15 protein-coding genes are annotated in these 15,581 nt (G+C 73.5%); 11 read left to right on the top strand and 4 right to left on the bottom strand.

Going from position 1 to position 15,581, the window contains the following annotated elements; all coding sequences use genetic code 11:
• The first annotated feature begins 11 nt into the window (after window positions 1-11).
• On the top strand, window positions 12-1,871 hold the full coding sequence (asnB, locus tag ACH4EB_RS34370) for an asparagine synthase (glutamine-hydrolyzing) (RefSeq protein ID WP_398352222.1): 1,860 nt from the start codon (window positions 12-14) through the stop codon (window positions 1,869-1,871).
• 68 nt (window positions 1,872-1,939) lie between these two features.
• On the opposite strand, the gene glnT is transcribed toward asnB, so the two are convergent.
• Window positions 1,940-3,304 carry a type III glutamate--ammonia ligase gene (gene glnT / locus ACH4EB_RS34365; RefSeq protein ID WP_398352221.1) on the bottom strand — a complete coding sequence of 455 codons (1,365 nt, stop codon included), beginning with the start codon at window positions 3,302-3,304 and terminating at the stop codon, window positions 1,940-1,942.
• A 170-nt stretch (window positions 3,305-3,474) separates the two neighbouring features.
• Here glnT and ACH4EB_RS34360 point away from each other — a divergent pair, with 170 nt between their 5' ends.
• From ACH4EB_RS34360 to ACH4EB_RS34350, 3 genes are all read left to right on the top strand, one after another.
• Window positions 3,475-4,110, top strand: a complete 636-nt coding sequence (locus ACH4EB_RS34360) for a tryptophan 7-halogenase (RefSeq protein WP_398352219.1) — start codon at window positions 3,475-3,477, stop codon at window positions 4,108-4,110.
• Between the two features lie 5 nt (window positions 4,111-4,115).
• Window positions 4,116-4,448 (top strand): hypothetical protein, encoded by a 333-nt coding sequence (locus tag ACH4EB_RS34355; RefSeq protein WP_398352218.1) that lies wholly within the window; start codon window positions 4,116-4,118, stop codon window positions 4,446-4,448.
• A 138-nt stretch (window positions 4,449-4,586) separates the two neighbouring features.
• Window positions 4,587-6,140 (top strand): right-handed parallel beta-helix repeat-containing protein, encoded by a 1,554-nt coding sequence (locus ACH4EB_RS34350; protein WP_398352217.1) that lies wholly within the window; start codon window positions 4,587-4,589, stop codon window positions 6,138-6,140.
• Between the two features lie 135 nt (window positions 6,141-6,275).
• Here ACH4EB_RS34350 and ACH4EB_RS34345 read toward each other — a convergent pair whose 3' ends face one another.
• Window positions 6,276-6,755, bottom strand: coding sequence for a hypothetical protein (locus ACH4EB_RS34345; RefSeq protein WP_398352216.1), 480 nt, complete (start codon window positions 6,753-6,755; stop codon window positions 6,276-6,278).
• A 124-nt stretch (window positions 6,756-6,879) separates the two neighbouring features.
• Between ACH4EB_RS34345 and ACH4EB_RS34340 the strand changes: the two genes are divergently transcribed.
• The 6 genes from ACH4EB_RS34340 to ACH4EB_RS34315 are packed head-to-tail and all read left to right on the top strand — an operon-like array spanning window position 6,880 to window position 12,166.
• Window positions 6,880-7,230: a cupin domain-containing protein gene (locus tag ACH4EB_RS34340; RefSeq protein ID WP_398352214.1), complete on the top strand. Its 351-nt coding sequence runs from the start codon at window positions 6,880-6,882 to the stop codon at window positions 7,228-7,230.
• On the top strand, window positions 7,227-8,600 hold the full coding sequence (locus tag ACH4EB_RS34335; RefSeq protein ID WP_398352212.1) for a class I tRNA ligase family protein: 1,374 nt from the start codon (window positions 7,227-7,229) through the stop codon (window positions 8,598-8,600). The genes ACH4EB_RS34340 and ACH4EB_RS34335 overlap by 4 nt, the downstream gene beginning before the upstream one ends.
• Window positions 8,597-9,727 carry an NAD(P)/FAD-dependent oxidoreductase gene (locus ACH4EB_RS34330; RefSeq protein ID WP_398352211.1) on the top strand — a complete coding sequence of 377 codons (1,131 nt, stop codon included), beginning with the start codon at window positions 8,597-8,599 and terminating at the stop codon, window positions 9,725-9,727. Before ACH4EB_RS34335 ends, ACH4EB_RS34330 begins: the two co-directional genes overlap by 4 nt.
• Window positions 9,724-11,106 carry an FAD-binding oxidoreductase gene (locus ACH4EB_RS34325; protein ID WP_398352210.1) on the top strand — a complete coding sequence of 461 codons (1,383 nt, stop codon included), beginning with the start codon at window positions 9,724-9,726 and terminating at the stop codon, window positions 11,104-11,106. Before ACH4EB_RS34330 ends, ACH4EB_RS34325 begins: the two co-directional genes overlap by 4 nt.
• Window positions 11,103-11,471 carry a hypothetical protein gene (locus tag ACH4EB_RS34320; protein ID WP_398352209.1) on the top strand — a complete coding sequence of 123 codons (369 nt, stop codon included), beginning with the start codon at window positions 11,103-11,105 and terminating at the stop codon, window positions 11,469-11,471. Before ACH4EB_RS34325 ends, ACH4EB_RS34320 begins: the two co-directional genes overlap by 4 nt.
• A complete protein-coding gene (locus tag ACH4EB_RS34315; RefSeq protein WP_398352208.1) occupies window positions 11,468-12,166 on the top strand; it encodes an SDR family NAD(P)-dependent oxidoreductase in 699 nt (232 codons plus the stop codon). The genes ACH4EB_RS34320 and ACH4EB_RS34315 overlap by 4 nt, the downstream gene beginning before the upstream one ends.
• 130 nt (window positions 12,167-12,296) lie before the next feature.
• On the opposite strand, the gene ACH4EB_RS34310 is transcribed toward ACH4EB_RS34315, so the two are convergent.
• Window positions 12,297-12,980 carry a TenA family transcriptional regulator gene (locus tag ACH4EB_RS34310; protein WP_398352207.1) on the bottom strand — a complete coding sequence of 228 codons (684 nt, stop codon included), beginning with the start codon at window positions 12,978-12,980 and terminating at the stop codon, window positions 12,297-12,299.
• Between the two features lie 71 nt (window positions 12,981-13,051).
• On the bottom strand, window positions 13,052-13,378 hold the full coding sequence (locus ACH4EB_RS34305) for an antibiotic biosynthesis monooxygenase family protein (RefSeq protein ID WP_398352206.1): 327 nt from the start codon (window positions 13,376-13,378) through the stop codon (window positions 13,052-13,054).
• 253 nt (window positions 13,379-13,631) lie between these two features.
• On the opposite strand from ACH4EB_RS34305, the gene ACH4EB_RS34300 reads away from it, so the two are divergent.
• Window positions 13,632-15,137, top strand: coding sequence for a peptide MFS transporter (locus ACH4EB_RS34300; protein ID WP_398352205.1), 1,506 nt, complete (start codon window positions 13,632-13,634; stop codon window positions 15,135-15,137).
• Window positions 15,138-15,581 lie beyond the last annotated feature (444 nt).

Here is a 15,581-nt window from a genome sequence, read left to right as displayed (position 1 = left end):
GAGAGCTGCGCATGTGCGGCATTACCGGTTGGGTGGACTACGCCCGAGATCTCCGTCGCGAGAAGGCGACGGTCGAGGCCATGAACAACACGCTCGGCCTCCGGGGCCCCGACGCCCGCGGCGTGTGGGTCGGCCCGCACGCGGGGCTGGGCCACACCCGCAACTCGATCATCGACCTGGCCGGCGGCATCCAGCCGATGACCGCCGAGGAGGACGGCCGGACCCTCGCCGTCCTCACCTACAGCGGCGAGGTCTACAACTTCAAGCAGCTCCGCTCGGAGCTGGAGTCCCGTGGCCACCGGTTCCGCACCCGCTCCGACACCGAGGTGGTGCTGCGCTCGTACCTGGAGTGGGGGGCCGGCTGCGCGGAGCGCCTGGAGGGCATGTTCGCCTTCGCGGTGTGGGACCCGCGTACCGAGGAACTGCTGCTGGTCCGCGACCGGCTGGGCATCAAGCCGCTGTTCTACAGCGTCCGGCCGGACGGGGTGCTCTTCGGTTCCGAGCCCAAGGCCCTGCTGGCGCACCCCGACATCCGGCCGGTGGTGGGCGTACCGGAGCTCCAGGAGCTGTTCTCCACCGCCAAGACCCCGGGGCAGGCCGTCTTCCGCGACATGCGGGAGCTGCTGCCGGGCCACACGATGACCGTGGGCCGCTCCGGTGTCCGCGAGCACCGCTACTGGACCCTGGAGGCCCGGCCGCACACGGACGACCTCGACGCGACGGTGGCGCACATCCGCTCCCTGCTGGCGGAGATCGTCACCCGTGAGCTGGTGGCCGACGTGCCGCTGTGCACCACCCTGTCCGGAGGCATCGACTCCAGTGTGGTCACCGCCCTGGCCGCCAAGGCCCGCGCGGAAGCGGGCGACGAGGCGGTGCGCACCATCACCGCCACCTTCGTCGGCTACAGCGAGAACTTCCGCCCGGACGACCAGCGCGACACCCCGGACGCACCGTACGCGGCCGAACTGGCCCGGCACGTCGGCGCCGACCACACCGACATCGTCCTCGGCACCGCCGACCTCATCAGCACCCAGGCCCGCGAGGCCGCGGTCGTCGCGCAGGACATGCCGACGATGCTCGGTGACATGGACACCTCGCTCTACCTGATGCTGCGCGCTACCCGCGAGCACTCGACGGTGGCCCTGACCGGCGAGACCGCGGACGAGATCTTCGGCGGCTTCAAGTGGCTGCACGACAGCGAGCTGGTGGCCGCCGGCAACTTCCCGTGGATCGAGGCCGAGAAACGCCGGCAGGGCAGCCGCGGCGGCCAGGGGCGCGGTCTGTTCGGGCGCGGTCTGATGGACAAGCTCGACATGCCCGGCTACTACGCGGACGCCTTCGCGCAGACACGTGCGCTGACCCCGCACCAGGAGAACGAGGAACCGCACGAGCACCGGATGCGGGAGCTGTGCTTCGCCCATCTGAACCGCTGGCTGCCGATGCTCCTGGACCGGGGTGACCGGCTCGCCATGGCGTCCAGCCTGGAGACCCGGGTGCCGTTCTGCGACCACCGGCTCGTGGAGTACGTCTACAACACCCCCTGGTCGTTCAAGACGTTCGACGGGCGGGAGAAGAGCCTGCTGCGCGCCGCCGGGCGGGACCTGGTGCCCAAGTCGGTGCTGGAGCGCCCGAAGAGCCCCTACCCGGTGACGCAGGACCCCGCGTACACCCGCGCGCTGCACGACGCGATGGCCGCGGTGCTGGCCGACCCGAACGCGCCGGTGCTCCCGCTGCTGGACGTCGACGCGGCACGCAAGGCGGTGGCGGACGGGTCCCCCACCGCGCACGAGTGGCACAGCCGGTCCAACCTGGAGATGGCTCTCGGGTTCGACTTCTGGCTGCGGCACTACGGCATCACGCTCGACCTGTAGCCGCCACGGCGGCACGCCGGTGGGCCGGCCGGGGTTCCCCGGCCGGCCCACCGGCCGTTCGCGCGGATTCAGACCTGCAAGTAGGTGCGCAGCTCCCACTCGGTCACCTGGCGGTGGTACCCGTCGAACTCGGCGCGTTTCACGTCGGCGTAGTAGTCGGCGTAGAAGCCGTCCGGCGTCTTGCCCAGGCCGTCGCGCAGCACCTCGTCCTCGGCCAGGGCCTCGGCCGCGTGCAGCAGGGTGGGCGGCAGCGGACGCAGCCGCCCGGGGCGCGCGTCCCCGCCCGCCGCCTCCAGGTCCGCGTCGACGGGCCCGCCGGGGTCGGCGCCGCGCGCCATGCCGTCCGCGCCGGCGGCCGCGAGCCCGGCGAGCGCCAGGTAGGGGTTGGCGGCGGAGTCCACACAGCGCACCTCGATCCGGCCCGCGTCCGGCACCCGGATCAGGTGGGTGCGGTTGTTGCCCCCGTAACTGGCGTACCCCGGCGCCCAGCTCGACCCGGACAGCGTCGCCGCCCCGGCCCCGAGCCGCTTGTAGGAGTTGACCGTGGGGCAGGTCAGCGCCATCAGGCCGGGCGCGTGGTCGAGCACGCCGGCGATGAAGCCGTACGCGCGCTGCGACAGGCCCAGGCCGCGCGGGTCGTCCGGCGCCTCGAAGACGGGGCGGCCGTCCTGCCACAACGACAGGTGCAGGTGCAGCCCGCTGCCGGTGAGGTCGCCGAACGGCTTGGGCATGAAGGTGGCGAGCGCTCCGGCCCGGTGCGCGGCCAGCCGGACCAGGTGGCGGAAGACGACGACGCGGTCGGCGGTGCGCAGGGCCTCCGTATAGCCGAAGTTGTGCTCGAACTGGCCGTTGGCGTCCTCGTGGTCGTTGGAGTAGTTGTCCCAGCCCATGGCGTCGACGGCGCGGCTGATCGTGGTCAGGTGGTCCAGCGACCGGGTGGCGGCGTGCGCGTCGTAGCAGGGCGAGGCGGTGTCGTCCAGCTCGTCCGCGACGCGGATACCGCCGTCCTCGGTGCGGCGTACCAGGAAGTACTCCGGTTCGGCGCCCGCCTTGAGTTCGAGCCGCTGCTCGGCGAGCAGGCCGAGCTGCCGCCGCAGGATGCCTCTGGGGGCGTATGGCCACGGCTCGCCCCGTACGTACAGGTCGCACTGGACGATGCCGAGGTTCTCCTGGATCGGCACCCGGACGTAGGAGCCGGGGTCGGGTATCGCCACGACGTCCGGGTCGGCCGAGGTCTGCCCCAGGCCGTCGGCGGCGTTGCCGGCGAACCCCAGGCCGTCGGCGAGCAGCCGGTCGAGGGTGTGCACCGGCGCCAGCTTGGCGCAGGTCTTGCCCCGCAGATTGACGAACATGACCAACAGGAATTCCACCCCGTCCCGGGCGACCGCCCGGGTCAGCTCCTCGGCGTCCGCCGGTGGTGTGTGCGCCGTCATCGTGTCCTCACCTTCGCGCGGGTACGTCTCGGTCTGCCCGACAGGGTGAAGAGGGCTGCTAGAGAGCCGCTAGGACGCGGCACATCGCCCTCCAGAGCCGCTCTGGCGCGATCAAGCAGCGTGGCCCCGGCAGGTACGTCCCGAATCCGGTGGACCGAGGAGAGGTACGGATGGATCACAAGGTGCTGAACAGTGGGCCGGCGGCGCGTCCGGGGGACGCGTTGGACCAGGTGCTGGGCACCCTTCCGCCCGAAGAGGCGGAGGCCGTGCGGGGCCGGCTGCCGGGCGCCGGGAGCGGTGCGGAGCCCCTGGCCGTGCTGCGGTCGCCGGCGGGCTCGGGCGGTGACGCGGTCCGCCCCGACGACACCACGCGCCGCGCGATCCGCCGGGTGGGCGTCATCGGCGGCGGCACCGCGGGCTATCTGACGGCGCTCGCGCTGAGGGCCGAGCGGCCCTGGCTGGACGTGACCCTGCTGGAGTCCCGCAACGCGTACGGCTTCGTGGAACCGCTGGAGTCGACCGGCCTGATGATGATCGGCGTCGAGGTGCAGACCCTGGTCTCCTGCCTGCCGGCGTCGTGGGAGGGCCCGCAGGCGCGCGAGGCCGTCAACGCCGCGCTGGGGCAGCAGTGGGACGCGATCCGGTGGCTGCTGGGCTGCACTACCGGTTCAACACCCGGCTGGACACGGAGTTCTGGCAGGAGTGCCGCGCCTGCGCCGACGTGTCCGGTTTCCGGCCCCTGCTCGACGTGTTCGCCGGGGGAGCGCCGCTGTCCCGCCGTAACGCCTTCGTGCGGGACACGCTGAATCGGGTGGCGCCGACCTTCTTCGGGCTGTTCGGCATCGACTGCCTGCTGCTGGGCCAGCAGGTGCCGGCCCGGATGCTGCCCATGGACGAGCCGCTGTCGGCGTGGCGGGCGCGCAAGCGGGCCGCCGACGCGCTGGTGCGCCCGGCGCTGCCCGCGCGCGAGGCGCTGGAGGCGTTCGGCGCCTGTCCCGAGCACAACCGCCAGTTGCCGGCGGACGACGAAGTTGGGCCGGTACGGAGATCGCCCGGCGCATGGGGATGCTCTGACGCCCCGGCTCCGACCGGCCCGGCGGGCATGCGGACAGCGGCCGTCGGCGCAGCCCGTCACCGAACGTAAGTACCCCTTTACCACATCAATTCGATAAGCCACAAGAGGAATCCAGGCCTTCTCTAGTCCGGCTCATGCGGACCCGGCCACGATGCGGCGCACACCGGCGCTGGCGACGGCCGTCCGCGTGGGTGGAATGGAGGAGATGTGCGTAGAAGGTTCGCCACCGGACCGGCCCGGGCCGCGCTGGTCGCGGCGATGGCCCTGGCCCTCGCCCCGGCCCCGGCCGCCGCGGCGCCGTCCCACGCGACGGCCCCGGCCCCGGCCCGCGCCACGACCGGCACCACCTATTTCGTCGACTGCGCCACCGGCAACGACGCCGCGGCGGGCACCGGCGAGAACACCGCCTGGCGGTCCCTGACCCGGGCCAACAGCGTGGTGTTCAAGCCCGGCGACAAGCTCCGGCTGCGCGGCGGGGCCACCTGCCGGGGCACCCTGGCCCCCAAGGGCTCGGGCACCGCGCAGGCACCGGTGACCGTGGAGCCGTACGGCTCGGGTGTGCCGGTCGTGGACGGCGCCGGCGCGTCCGCCGCCGTGCTGCTGCAGAACGTCGAGTACTACCAGCTACGGAAGATCACCGTCACCAACACCGGGGCGACGGCGGCCCGGCGCGCGGGCATCCGGGTCCTGCTGCGCGACTACGGCATCGGGCACCACTACGTGATCGACGGGGTCACCGTCCGCGATGTCAACGGCAGCGACGACCGCTACCCGAACCCCAGCGGCGGCATCCTCTTCGAGGCGGCGGGCAGCTCGGTGCCGACCGGCTTCTCCGGCATCGCGGTGACCGACAGCAAGGTCAGCCACGTCGACCGGATCGGCATCGGGATCACCTCCGACTGGCAGAAGCGCACGGAGAACCCCAAGGGTCCCGGCAGCACCTTCGTCCCCAACGAAGGCGTCGTGATCAGCCGCAACACCGTGACGGACGCCGGCGGTGACGGCATCGTCCTGTTCAACGGAAACCGGGCCCGGGTGACCCAGAACACCGTCGACGGATTCAACATCCGGTCCACCGACTACAACATCGGCGCGTACGCCTGGAATTCTGACCGCACCACCTTCGAATACAACGACGTGCGGCACGGGAAATACCCCGGCATGGCCTTCGCCGTGGAAGGAGGCAACGTCGGGACCACCTATCAGTACAACTACTCACAGGACAACGCCGGCGGATTCCTCTACTTCTGCCAGAGCGACGGGGAAATCGCCAAGGACGGCGTCGTCCGGTACAACATCAGCCAGAACGACGCCGCCGGCGCGCAGGGCTTCGGCCTGATCAGTTCCTTCTGTACGGGCGTCGCCAACCTGCGGGTCTACCAGAACACCTTCTACGCCCCGAACGCGCCCAGCCTGGTGGAGGTCGCCCGGCAGAACGACCTCGCCCTCCAGGGCAACGTGTTCGTGGGCCGGCCGGAGGGCTCCGCCGTCGACGACCCCTACGGGACGTACCGGTACAACCTCTTCCACCACGCCTCGGCGCTCCCCGTGCGGGGGGACCACAACATCACCGGCGACCCCCTGCTCACCGCGCCCGGCCCGGCGGTCCGCGCGTCCGACGCCGACGGCTACCGGCTCAAGACCGGCTCGCCGGCCCTGAACGCGGGCAGCCGCGTCACCGGTGACGGCGGCCGGGACTTCTACGGCAATCCCGTACCGAGCGTCCCGCACATCGGCGCCTACCAGGGGGCTCCCCAGTAGGGTCGGCCGGTCCGCGAACAGCCCGTCCCGCGGGGCGGCGGGCAGTTCCCCGGGGTGTCCCGCGGCGTCGGCAGGCGTCGCGGGACACCCCGTCGCACGCCGGCCCCGGAGCCGCCCGCTGCCGCCCCCGACGTCTCAGAACTCCCCGTGGACCCGCGCGGCCAGATAGCGGTCGAAGTCCGGCGGGTCGGCGCGCACGACGTGCTCGACCCACGCGTCGCGCTCACCGCCGATCGCCGCCAGCTCCCAGACGCAGGCGGTCGCGTGCCCCGGCGCCTCGGTCGGCCGTTCCAGATCCGTCCAGTCGCCGAGCCAGGTACGGGTGTGCAGGATCAGCCGGTTGGCGCTCCACCAGCCGACGACGGCGTACACACCGTCCTCGTCCTCGTGCACCACGCTGAACGCGTGCGAGGAGCCCTCGGCGTGGGGCGCCGGCAGGCTCCGGCGCACCGCGTCCCGGGCGAAGGCGTGCACCTGCGGCGGCGGCAGTTCCCGCAGAGCCGACACGGCATACCGTTTCACCGTCCAGCCGCCCGCCCTCACGTGTTCCAGAGTGCGCACGGAACGCGGCGCATACCGGGTGGGGCGCTGCCCCACCTGTAATTCGGTGGTCATGGCTTCATGGTGGCATGTGCGGACCGGCCGCCCAACCCCGTTCAACCACTTCTTGAGCGGTGTCCTGGATGTTTTCCCCGTCGGCCGCGCGCCGCGCGGAAGGACTACCGGCTGGGAGCTGGCCGTGCAGACGTTCACCCTGGATGAATCGCAGCTTAGTCAGGAATACGGAATCGGCATCGGACGCTGGGAGGACCACCCGAAGAAACAGCCGCTGCCGTTCGATGCCATGTGGTGCCGCATTCCGGCGCACGGGAAAAGCACACAGGACGAGCACCCCGAGGCCGAACTCGCCGTCGTGGTCGGCGGCACCGCCGTCTTCACGGTGGACGGTACGCAGGTCACGGCCGGGCCGGGCACGGCCGTTCTGCTGTCCCCCGGGGAGCGGCACGTCATCGAGGCGGCCGAGGAGCCGGTACGCATCCTCAGCGTCTACTGGCTGCCGTCGGCGGCGGGTCCCGGGGAGGCCGGATGACCGCGGCGACGGCGCCCGGCGGCCGGGGCACCACCGTACTGCTCTCCCCGCCGCCCACCCCCAACGGCCCGCTGCACGTGGGGCACCTGGCCGGGCCGTACGTCGCCGCGGACGTCGCGGCCCGCGCGGCCCGGCTGCGCGGCGAGCGGGTGCTGACGGTGTGCGGCCTGGACGACCACCAGAACTACGTACTCGCCAAGGCACGGCAGCAGGGCACCAAGGTGCGCGAGGAACGCGACGGGCACGCCGCGCGCATCCGTGCGGTGTTCCGGAAGGCGGGCGTGCACCACGACGTGTTCACCGACCCGCTCAGCGACGTCGGTTACCGGACCGCGGTGGCCGGTTTCCTCGACGAACTGGTGGCCTCCGGCACGCTGCCCGTACGGGAGTGGGAGACCCCCGCCTGCCCGTCCTGCCCCGGCGTCGCCCACCACGCGTACGTGTCCGGGGACTGCCCCCGGTGCGGGACGGGGTCGTGCGGCGGTACGTGCGAGGGCTGCGGCTGGTACACCACGGCCGGGAACCTGGTGGACGCGCGGTGCACCCGCTGCGGCTCACCGCTCACCGCACGGCGTACCGTGCGCGGCCCCGTCCTCCCGCTGGAGCGGTACCGGGAGGGCCTCGGCCGCGTCTGGGCCACGGCCGGCGCGCCGCCCGGCGCCCGGCTGCTGCTGCGCCGGTTGTTCAGCCTGCCGGAGCTCCCCGAGGTGCCGCTCAGCTACCCGACCGACTGGGGCATCGAGTCCGTCAGCACCCCGGACCACCGCATCGACGTGTGGTCCGAGATGGCGCTCGGCTATCTGTACACCATCGGGCAGCGGCTGGAGCCGGGCGCGGCGGGGCTCGCCGGGCACCTGCGCGCCTGGCGCGGCGTCGACGCGCTGTGGGCCTTCCTGGGCCGGGACAACACGTTCTACTATCTGGTGCAGTTCCCCGCGCTGTTCCTGGCCTGCGGGCTGCCGCCGGACGTCCTGGGCGGCCTGGTCGTCAACGAGTTCTACCGGCTGTCGGGCGCCAAGTTCTCCACCAGCCGGGGCCACGCCGTATGGGCCCACGAACTGCTGGAGCACGAGGAACCGCAGGTGCTGCGCGCCTTCCTGTGCTGGGACCGGCCCGCCCCGTACCCCACCAACTTCACCCCGGAGCGCTACCGCGCCCTGACCGCCGGATGGGACCTCGACGCCCCGGCGGCCCCCGGTCCCGAGTACGCCACCGAGCGGGACCGGGCCGCGCGGGCCCTGACGCCCGAGCACTTCGACGCCGCGTTCGCCGCCCGGTGCCTGCTGCGTCCCGGAGGCGACCCGGAGCTGCGCGGCGCGCTCACCGGCACGGCCGGGGCCCCGGCCCCGGAAGGGGCGCCGACCGGATGAGGGTCTGCGTCGTGGGCGCGGGGGTGGCGGGTGCGCTGCTGGCCTGGCGGCTCGTCGTGGAGCACGGGGCCCGGGTGACGCTGCTGGCCGGGGCCGCCCGGCCGGACGCGACCGCGGCGTCGGGCGGCCTCGTGCGCGCCTTCGAGCGCGATCCCGAGGTGGCCCGGCTGGCCGCCCTCAGCCTCGCGGAACTGCGCACCAGCCGCACCCTGCGGGAGTGGTCCGGCTACCGCTCCGGCACCTCCCTGTACGTCCTGGCTCCCCCTGACGGGTACGCCGGGTGCGCCGGGCCCGACGGGCGCGTCGCCCCGCCGGACGCGCTGCCGCCGTCGGCCGAGAGGTGCGACGCGCGGCGGCTGGCCGACGAGTTCGGCGTACGGGGTCTGCCGGAGGGGGCGGTGGGGGTGCTGGAGCCCCACGCGGGTCACATCTCCCCCGACGGGCTGCGCCGGGCGGTGATCGCCGACCTCGTGGCCCGCGGGGCGGATCTGCCGTCCGGCCGCCTGCGCGCGGTGTCCTGCGACGAGCAGGGGGGCGGCGTCAGGTACCGGACCGGCGCCGGCCACGGCACGGCCGACGTGCTCGTGGCGGCCACCGGCGCCTGGACGCCCCGGCTGCTGCGCTCCCTCGGCGTCACCGCCGCCGACGAGGCCGTACGGACGAAGGTCATCCAGTGCGCCGTCTACCGGGCCGGAGGGCTGCTGCCACCGGCCTTCGTCGACGAGACCAGCGGCCTGTACGGCCGGCCGGCGGGCCCCGGCCGGATGCTGCTGGGTCTGCCCACCGAGCGGTGGGGCGCCGAACCCGGCGCCGCGCGCTTCCTCGACCACGAGGAACGCGCCGTCCGCCGGGCGGCCGGACGGCGGCTGCCCGGCCTGTCCCTGGGAGGGCTGACGCGCCCCGTGGCCGCCGTGGACGCGTACGGCCCGGCCGGGCGGCTCGCCCTGACGCCCGTACCCGGCACCTCGGGGCGGCTGTTCACCTTCACCGGCGGCAGCGGCGGCTCGGCGAAGCTGGCGCTCGCCGCGTCCCGGGAGGCGGCGAGCGGCCTGCCGGCCCGGCTCCCGCCGCACACGTCCCGGCCCGGTCACGTCCCGATCACCACCACACGGAGGGAGACGTCATGAGCGCCGACGTGCGCAGCACACTGGAGGCAGCCTGTCCCGGGAGGGTGGTCACTCCCGAGCACCCCGCGTACGACCGGGTGCGGCTGCTGTTCAACGGAGCACACGACCACCGTCCTGCCGCCGTCTGCCTGCCCCGGGACACCGCCGAGGTACGGGCCGCGGTGCTGGCCGCGCGGGAGACGGGCCTGCCGACGGTGGTGCGGGGCGGCGGGCACAACGTCGCGGGCGCCGGGTCCGTCGACGCCGGCGTGGTGATCGACCTGCGGCTGCTGAGCGGGGTACGCGTCGACCCCGGTACCCGGACGGCACGCGTCGGCGGCGGGGCCACCTGGGCCGACGTCGACCTGGCGGCGGGAACGTACCAACTGGCCACGACGGGCGGCACGTTCGACGACACCGGCGTCGGCGGGCTCACCCTCGGCGGCGGCATCGGCCACCTGATGGGCCGGGCCGGCCTGAGCTGCGACAACGTGCTGAGCTACGAACTGGTCACCGCGTCCGGCGAGACGCTCACGGTCTCCCCGGAGTCGCACCCCGAGATCGACTGGGCGCTGCGCGGCGCGGGCCACCACTTCGGCGCGGTCACCGAGTTCACCTTCCGGCTGCACGACGTCCCGCGCGTGTACGGCGGTTACGTCGCCTACCCGGCCGACGACCCGGCCGCCGCCGTCCGGTTCTTCCGCGACCTGATGCGGGACGCGCCGGACGAGCTGATCTGCACCCTGCTGCTCGAACGGTACGGCCCGATGCAGGAGCCCGCGGCCGTGGTCAGCGTCTGCTACTCGGGAGACGACCCCGAGTACCCGGCCGTGCTCGACAAGGCGCTGCGCGCCACGCTCACCCCGCTCGCCTGGAACGTGGGTGAGCGCTCGTACGTGTCGATGCAACAGTGCCTGGGGCGGCTGCCGTTCGGGCTGCGGCACTACTGGAGCGCGCGCTGCGTCGACGGCCTGCCCGACGAACTCACCGAGGCCCTGGCGGAACGGTTCCGCGCGGCCCGGATCACCGACCCGTACAACGACACCATCCTGATCGAGCCGATACACGGCGCCGTGCGCGACCGGGCCCGGGTGCCGGGCGTGGTGCCCTTCCGCACGGCCCGGTTCAACATCACCGGCATGGCCATCTGGGACGCCGGGCTGTCCGCCGCCGACGCCCGGCAACGCGCGTGGGCCAGATCGGTGTCCCGGCTCGCCGAGCCGTACAGCGCGTGGGGCGAGGGCTACCTCAACTACGCGGACCGGGACAGCCTCACGGCCGACCGGGGGGAACAGACCTACGGCACGGAGAACTTCGCCCGGCTGCGCCGCCTCAAACAGCGACTGGACCCGGACGGGTTCTTCCGGTCCGGCTACACCCTGACAGGAGCCTCCCGATGACGCACGCCACCCGCCCGGACACCGCCCCCTACGACGGTCTGACCTTCCGCTCCACGGCCGCGGAGACCGCTGCGGGCCCCGGTGCCGCGCAGGTCCCCGCCGGCGCCTACCACCAGCACGGCGACCTGGTCTGGGCGGAGTTCTCCGGCGGCCGGGTCCGGCAGGGCCGGCTGGTCGGCCGGTGCGGCGCCGACGGGGTCATCACCGCCGCGTACTGCCAGGTGCTCGCCGACGGCGAGGTGGTGTCCGGGCAGTGCGTGAGCCACCCGGAGCGGCTGCCGGACGGCCGGCTGCGGCTGCGGGAGGAATGGAGCCGGGGGGACGGCTCGCGCGGCACCTCGTACATCGAGGAGGTACGGACGTGACCGGTACGGACGTGACCGGTACGGCACGTACCGCCCTGGTGACCGGGGCCAACCGCGGCCTCGGTCTGGCGGTGGCCACGGAGCTGGCGGCCCGCGGGCACCGGGTCCTGTGCGCGGCGCGGGACGAGCCGGCGGCCGCGCGGGCGGCCGCCCGGGCGAGCGGCGACACGGCGGCGCTCGCGCTGGACGTCACCGATCCCGGCGCGGTGCGGGCGGCCGCCGCGGAACACGCGGTCGACATCCTGGTCAACAACGCGGGCGTTCTGCTGGACCAGGGCTCCGCCCCGTCCGTCGCCGACCTGGAGCTGGTACGCCGCAGCCTGGACGTCAACCTGCTGGGCACCTGGCGGGTGACCCAGGCGTTCCTGCCGGGCATGGTGGACCGCGGCTGGGGGCGGGTGGTCAACGTCTCCAGCGGGGCCGCGTCGTTCGCGTACGGCCCGGCTCCCGGGTGCCCCGGCTACACGGCGTCCAAGGTGGCCCTCAACGCGCTCACCACGATGCTGGCGCAGGAGGTCAAGGGGACAGGCGTCCTGGTGAACGCCATCAACCCCGGTCTGGTCCGCACCCGGATGCAACCACTGGCGGAGCAGACCGCCGAGGAGGCGGCCCGCCACATCGCGGACGCGGCGACGCTTCCGGACGACGGGCCCTGCGGGGTGTTCCTGCGCCGGGACACGGTCATCGAGTGGTGAACGCGCGGGAACACCGCGCGGGCCCGGCCCCTGGGTGGGGCCGGGCCCGTGCGGTGCCGTGCCACGTACGGTGCCTTGCTCGCGGGCGGCCGAACGCCGGTCAGCCGAACACCGGTCAGCCGGCCGCCGGTCAGCCGGCCGGCGGCCCCGCCTGTGGTCCGGCCTCGGCCCAGGCGGCCTTCGTGACGGACGCGGTGTAACGCAGCCCCAGCGTGAAGTACTCGACGAGTTCCGCCCGCCCGGGCCTGGCCATCAGCTCGCCGAGTTCGTCGTACGCGGCCTCCAGGTCGCGGACGGTCCGCGCGTACTCGGGGCCAGGGTGGAAGACGTCGATCCAGGCACTGTGCCGCGAGCCGGGCACCCGGCGCAGCCGCAGGTCGTCGCCGATGCGCCGGCGGAACCAGGCCAGCGGCAGCAGCGCGCCCATGCCCGCGGCCACCGTGGTGGCCGTCGCCGCGTGCAGGAACGTGGTGTGCGCGTGGGTGATGGCCCCGGCGGGCGCCTCGGGGTCGGCGCGGGGGACGGCCGCCGCGGCGTCCAGCCCGTTGTGGGCTTCCAGCAGCCGGTCCCGTGCCCGTACCGTGCCCGCCGCGGCCTGCGCCAGCAGGACCACGTGGTGATCCCAGCGGGTGGCGGCGGCGGTACGGGCCAGGGCCCTGGCGTAGGCGGGCAGGACATGGCCCGCGCACTGCTCGACGAAGTGCGTCAGGGCGCGGGCGGGCAGGGTCCCGTCCCGCACTCCCGCCCAGAACGGGTGCTCGATGATCTCCTTCCACTCGGGTTCCGCCAGTTCCTTCAGCTCCTGGTGCAGCACGACGGTGTTCCTCTCCGTTTCGCGGGGTGACCGAAGGGTGTGTGTGCCGGGGCGGCGGGGCGCTCGGCCGCCTACGGCCGGGCCGCCTCCCCCGGCAGCAGGCACAGCGTCTGGCTGAGCCGCATCTCGCCACCACGCCGGAAGGGGGCGAGCCGGCGGCGGTTGTCCACGTGCTCCTCGCTGTGCTCGAAGCGGTGGAAGCTCGGGGCGTCGACCCAGTCGGTGACGACGTAGTAGACGTCGTCCTCGTCGGCCGACCGGGCCAGGGACTGGCACAGGTTGCCCGGCCGGGCGGCGATGCGCTGCCCGATCTCCTGCCACACCCGCTCGAACTCGTCCCCCCGGCCGGGGTGGATCTCCATGCGCAGCATCACTCGGAAAGGGAGGGACTGCGGCATCTGGGCAGCCTCCGTTCTCAGTCGGCGTTCGCGGAAGTCCGCAGAAGTCCGCGGAGGACACCCAGGGTCGACGACCGCCCTCGACACCGGCTCGAACCGGCGGCAACGGCGCGCACCGGACGGGTCCGGCGGCGCCCCATCCACCCACTGCCCACGCGGATCGCGAAGGCGCCGGTCTCCACCCGTCCTCGACCGGCCTCCGACGCGCCGCAGTGAACCTCTCCTTCTCCCCGAGCGCCCTGATGGAGGAGCCATGACCGCGCCGATCCGCCCGCGGGCCGCCGAACCGGCCCGTCCGCCCCGTACCGGTGGCAGAGGTCTGCTGGGCCGTCCCCGTTGGTTCATGACCCTGTTCGCCACCGACGTCTGGGAACGCTTCAGCTTCTACGGGATGTCGGCGATCCTCGTTCTGTACGCCACGGCCCCGGCGTCCGACGGCGGGCTCGGCATGAGCAACGGCGACGCCGCCGCGCTCTACGGCCTGTACCTGGCCGCGGTCTTCGTCGCGTCGGTGCCGGGCGGCTGGATCGGCGACCGGCTGCTGGGCTCCTGCCGCGCCGTTCTGTACGGCGGTGTGCTGATCGGGCTGGGACATGTGTCGCTGGCCGTGCCGGAGCACGCGTTCTTCCACCCCGGGCTGCTGCTGATCGCGGCCGGGACCGGGCTGCTCAAACCGAACATGGCGGGCCTGCTGAGCGCGTTCTACGCGCCCCGGGACCGGGCGGGCCGGGACGCCGGGTTCGCCGTCTTCTACATGAGCGTGCAGATCAGCGCGCTGGTCGCGCCCCTCGTGGTGGGCGCCATGGGCGAGACCGTCAACTGGCACCTCGGGTTCGGTCTCGCCGCGTTCGGCATGGCCCTGGGCCTGCTGCAATACGTACGCGGGTCCCGCCATTTCGGCACCGTCGGCCGGGCCCCCGAACACGCCGCCACCCCGGCGCAGCGCACCCGGGTGCTGTGGGGCACCGTGGCGGCGGTCGCCGCGCTCGCGATCGGGTACGGCACCGACGCGGCGCTGGGCACATTCCGGATCGCCCACGTCATGGCCCTGACCGGCCTGCTGACCGTACTCGTGCCGGTGCTGTTCTTCTGGCGACTGCTCCGCAATCCGCGCCTGACACGGCCGGAGCGGGTCCGGGTGAAGACGTACGTCTGGCTGTTCCTGGCCTCGGCCCTGTTCTGGGCGATGTCGCTCCAGGGCGGCTCGGTCTTCTCGGTCTTCGCCAGGGACTCGACGGACCGCGCGGTGCTCGGCCACACCGTGCCGGCGAGCTGGTTCCAGTCGGCGGTGCCGCTGTTCGTGCTGCTCACCGCGCCGCTGTTCGCCACGCTGTGGAAGCGCGCGGGCGACCGGATCAGCACCGCCGCCAAGTTCGCCATCGGCATGGTGTGCATGGGCGCGGCCTTCACGGTGATGGCGCTCGCCGCATGGCAGGCGACGTCGGCGGCGGGCGGCCGGGTGTCACCGCTGTGGCTGCTGCTGGCCTTCCTGCTGCTGGCGGCCGGCGAAGTGGCCTTCGCCCCGGTCGGCATGAGCGCCGCCACCGCCGTGGCACCGGCCACCTTCGTCAGCCAGATGGTGGGCCTGTTCTGGCTGGCCGGAGCGCTCGGCGGCGGTATCGGCGGCAACGCCCTGAAGACGGCCGGGGACGGCTCACCGTCCCCGGCGTACTTCCTCGTGCTGGCCCTGGCCGCCCTGGCCACGGGCACCGCCCTGTTCCTCGCCCGCCGACCACTGGCGCGCCGCTTGGGGGTGTGACGGCCTTCCGGACCACGACCTTACGGGCCGGGGGCAGCCCGCCTTGCCGTACATCGCCCTGGGAAACCGGCTCGCCGGCTGCACCCCGGCAGCCCTACGGTCCGACGAGCGAGCGGCCGACGCCGGCGGACCCCGGTGCCGCCGCCTTCCCTTCCCGAACGTGGTCCGGGACGAACCGACCGCAGAGACCCGGTCGTTGACGACCTCTCTGGCCAACCGGGCCCCTACGGCCTGCCATCGCCACGCCCACTGGTGGGCGAAGCACCTCCTGCCGCCGCACCACGCCTTCTGCCCGGCGACCGAGCGACCGGGCACTCTGCCGCGGAAGCTCCATCGCCGGTGCGGTGACTCACCGTTGGAGGAAGGTGAAGAGGTTTTCCCAGCGGTGGACGATGGTGTCGGTGGCGTAGCGCTGGATGTTGGTGCGGGCGGCGTCGCCCATGC

Origin of the sequence: Streptomyces sp. NPDC018045 (assembly GCF_044327445.1) — a bacterium.
Lineage (GTDB): Bacteria > Actinomycetota > Actinomycetes > Streptomycetales > Streptomycetaceae > Streptomyces.
The sequence above is the reverse complement of the archived record's forward strand: the minus strand, read 5'-3'. Positions and strand labels throughout refer to the sequence as shown.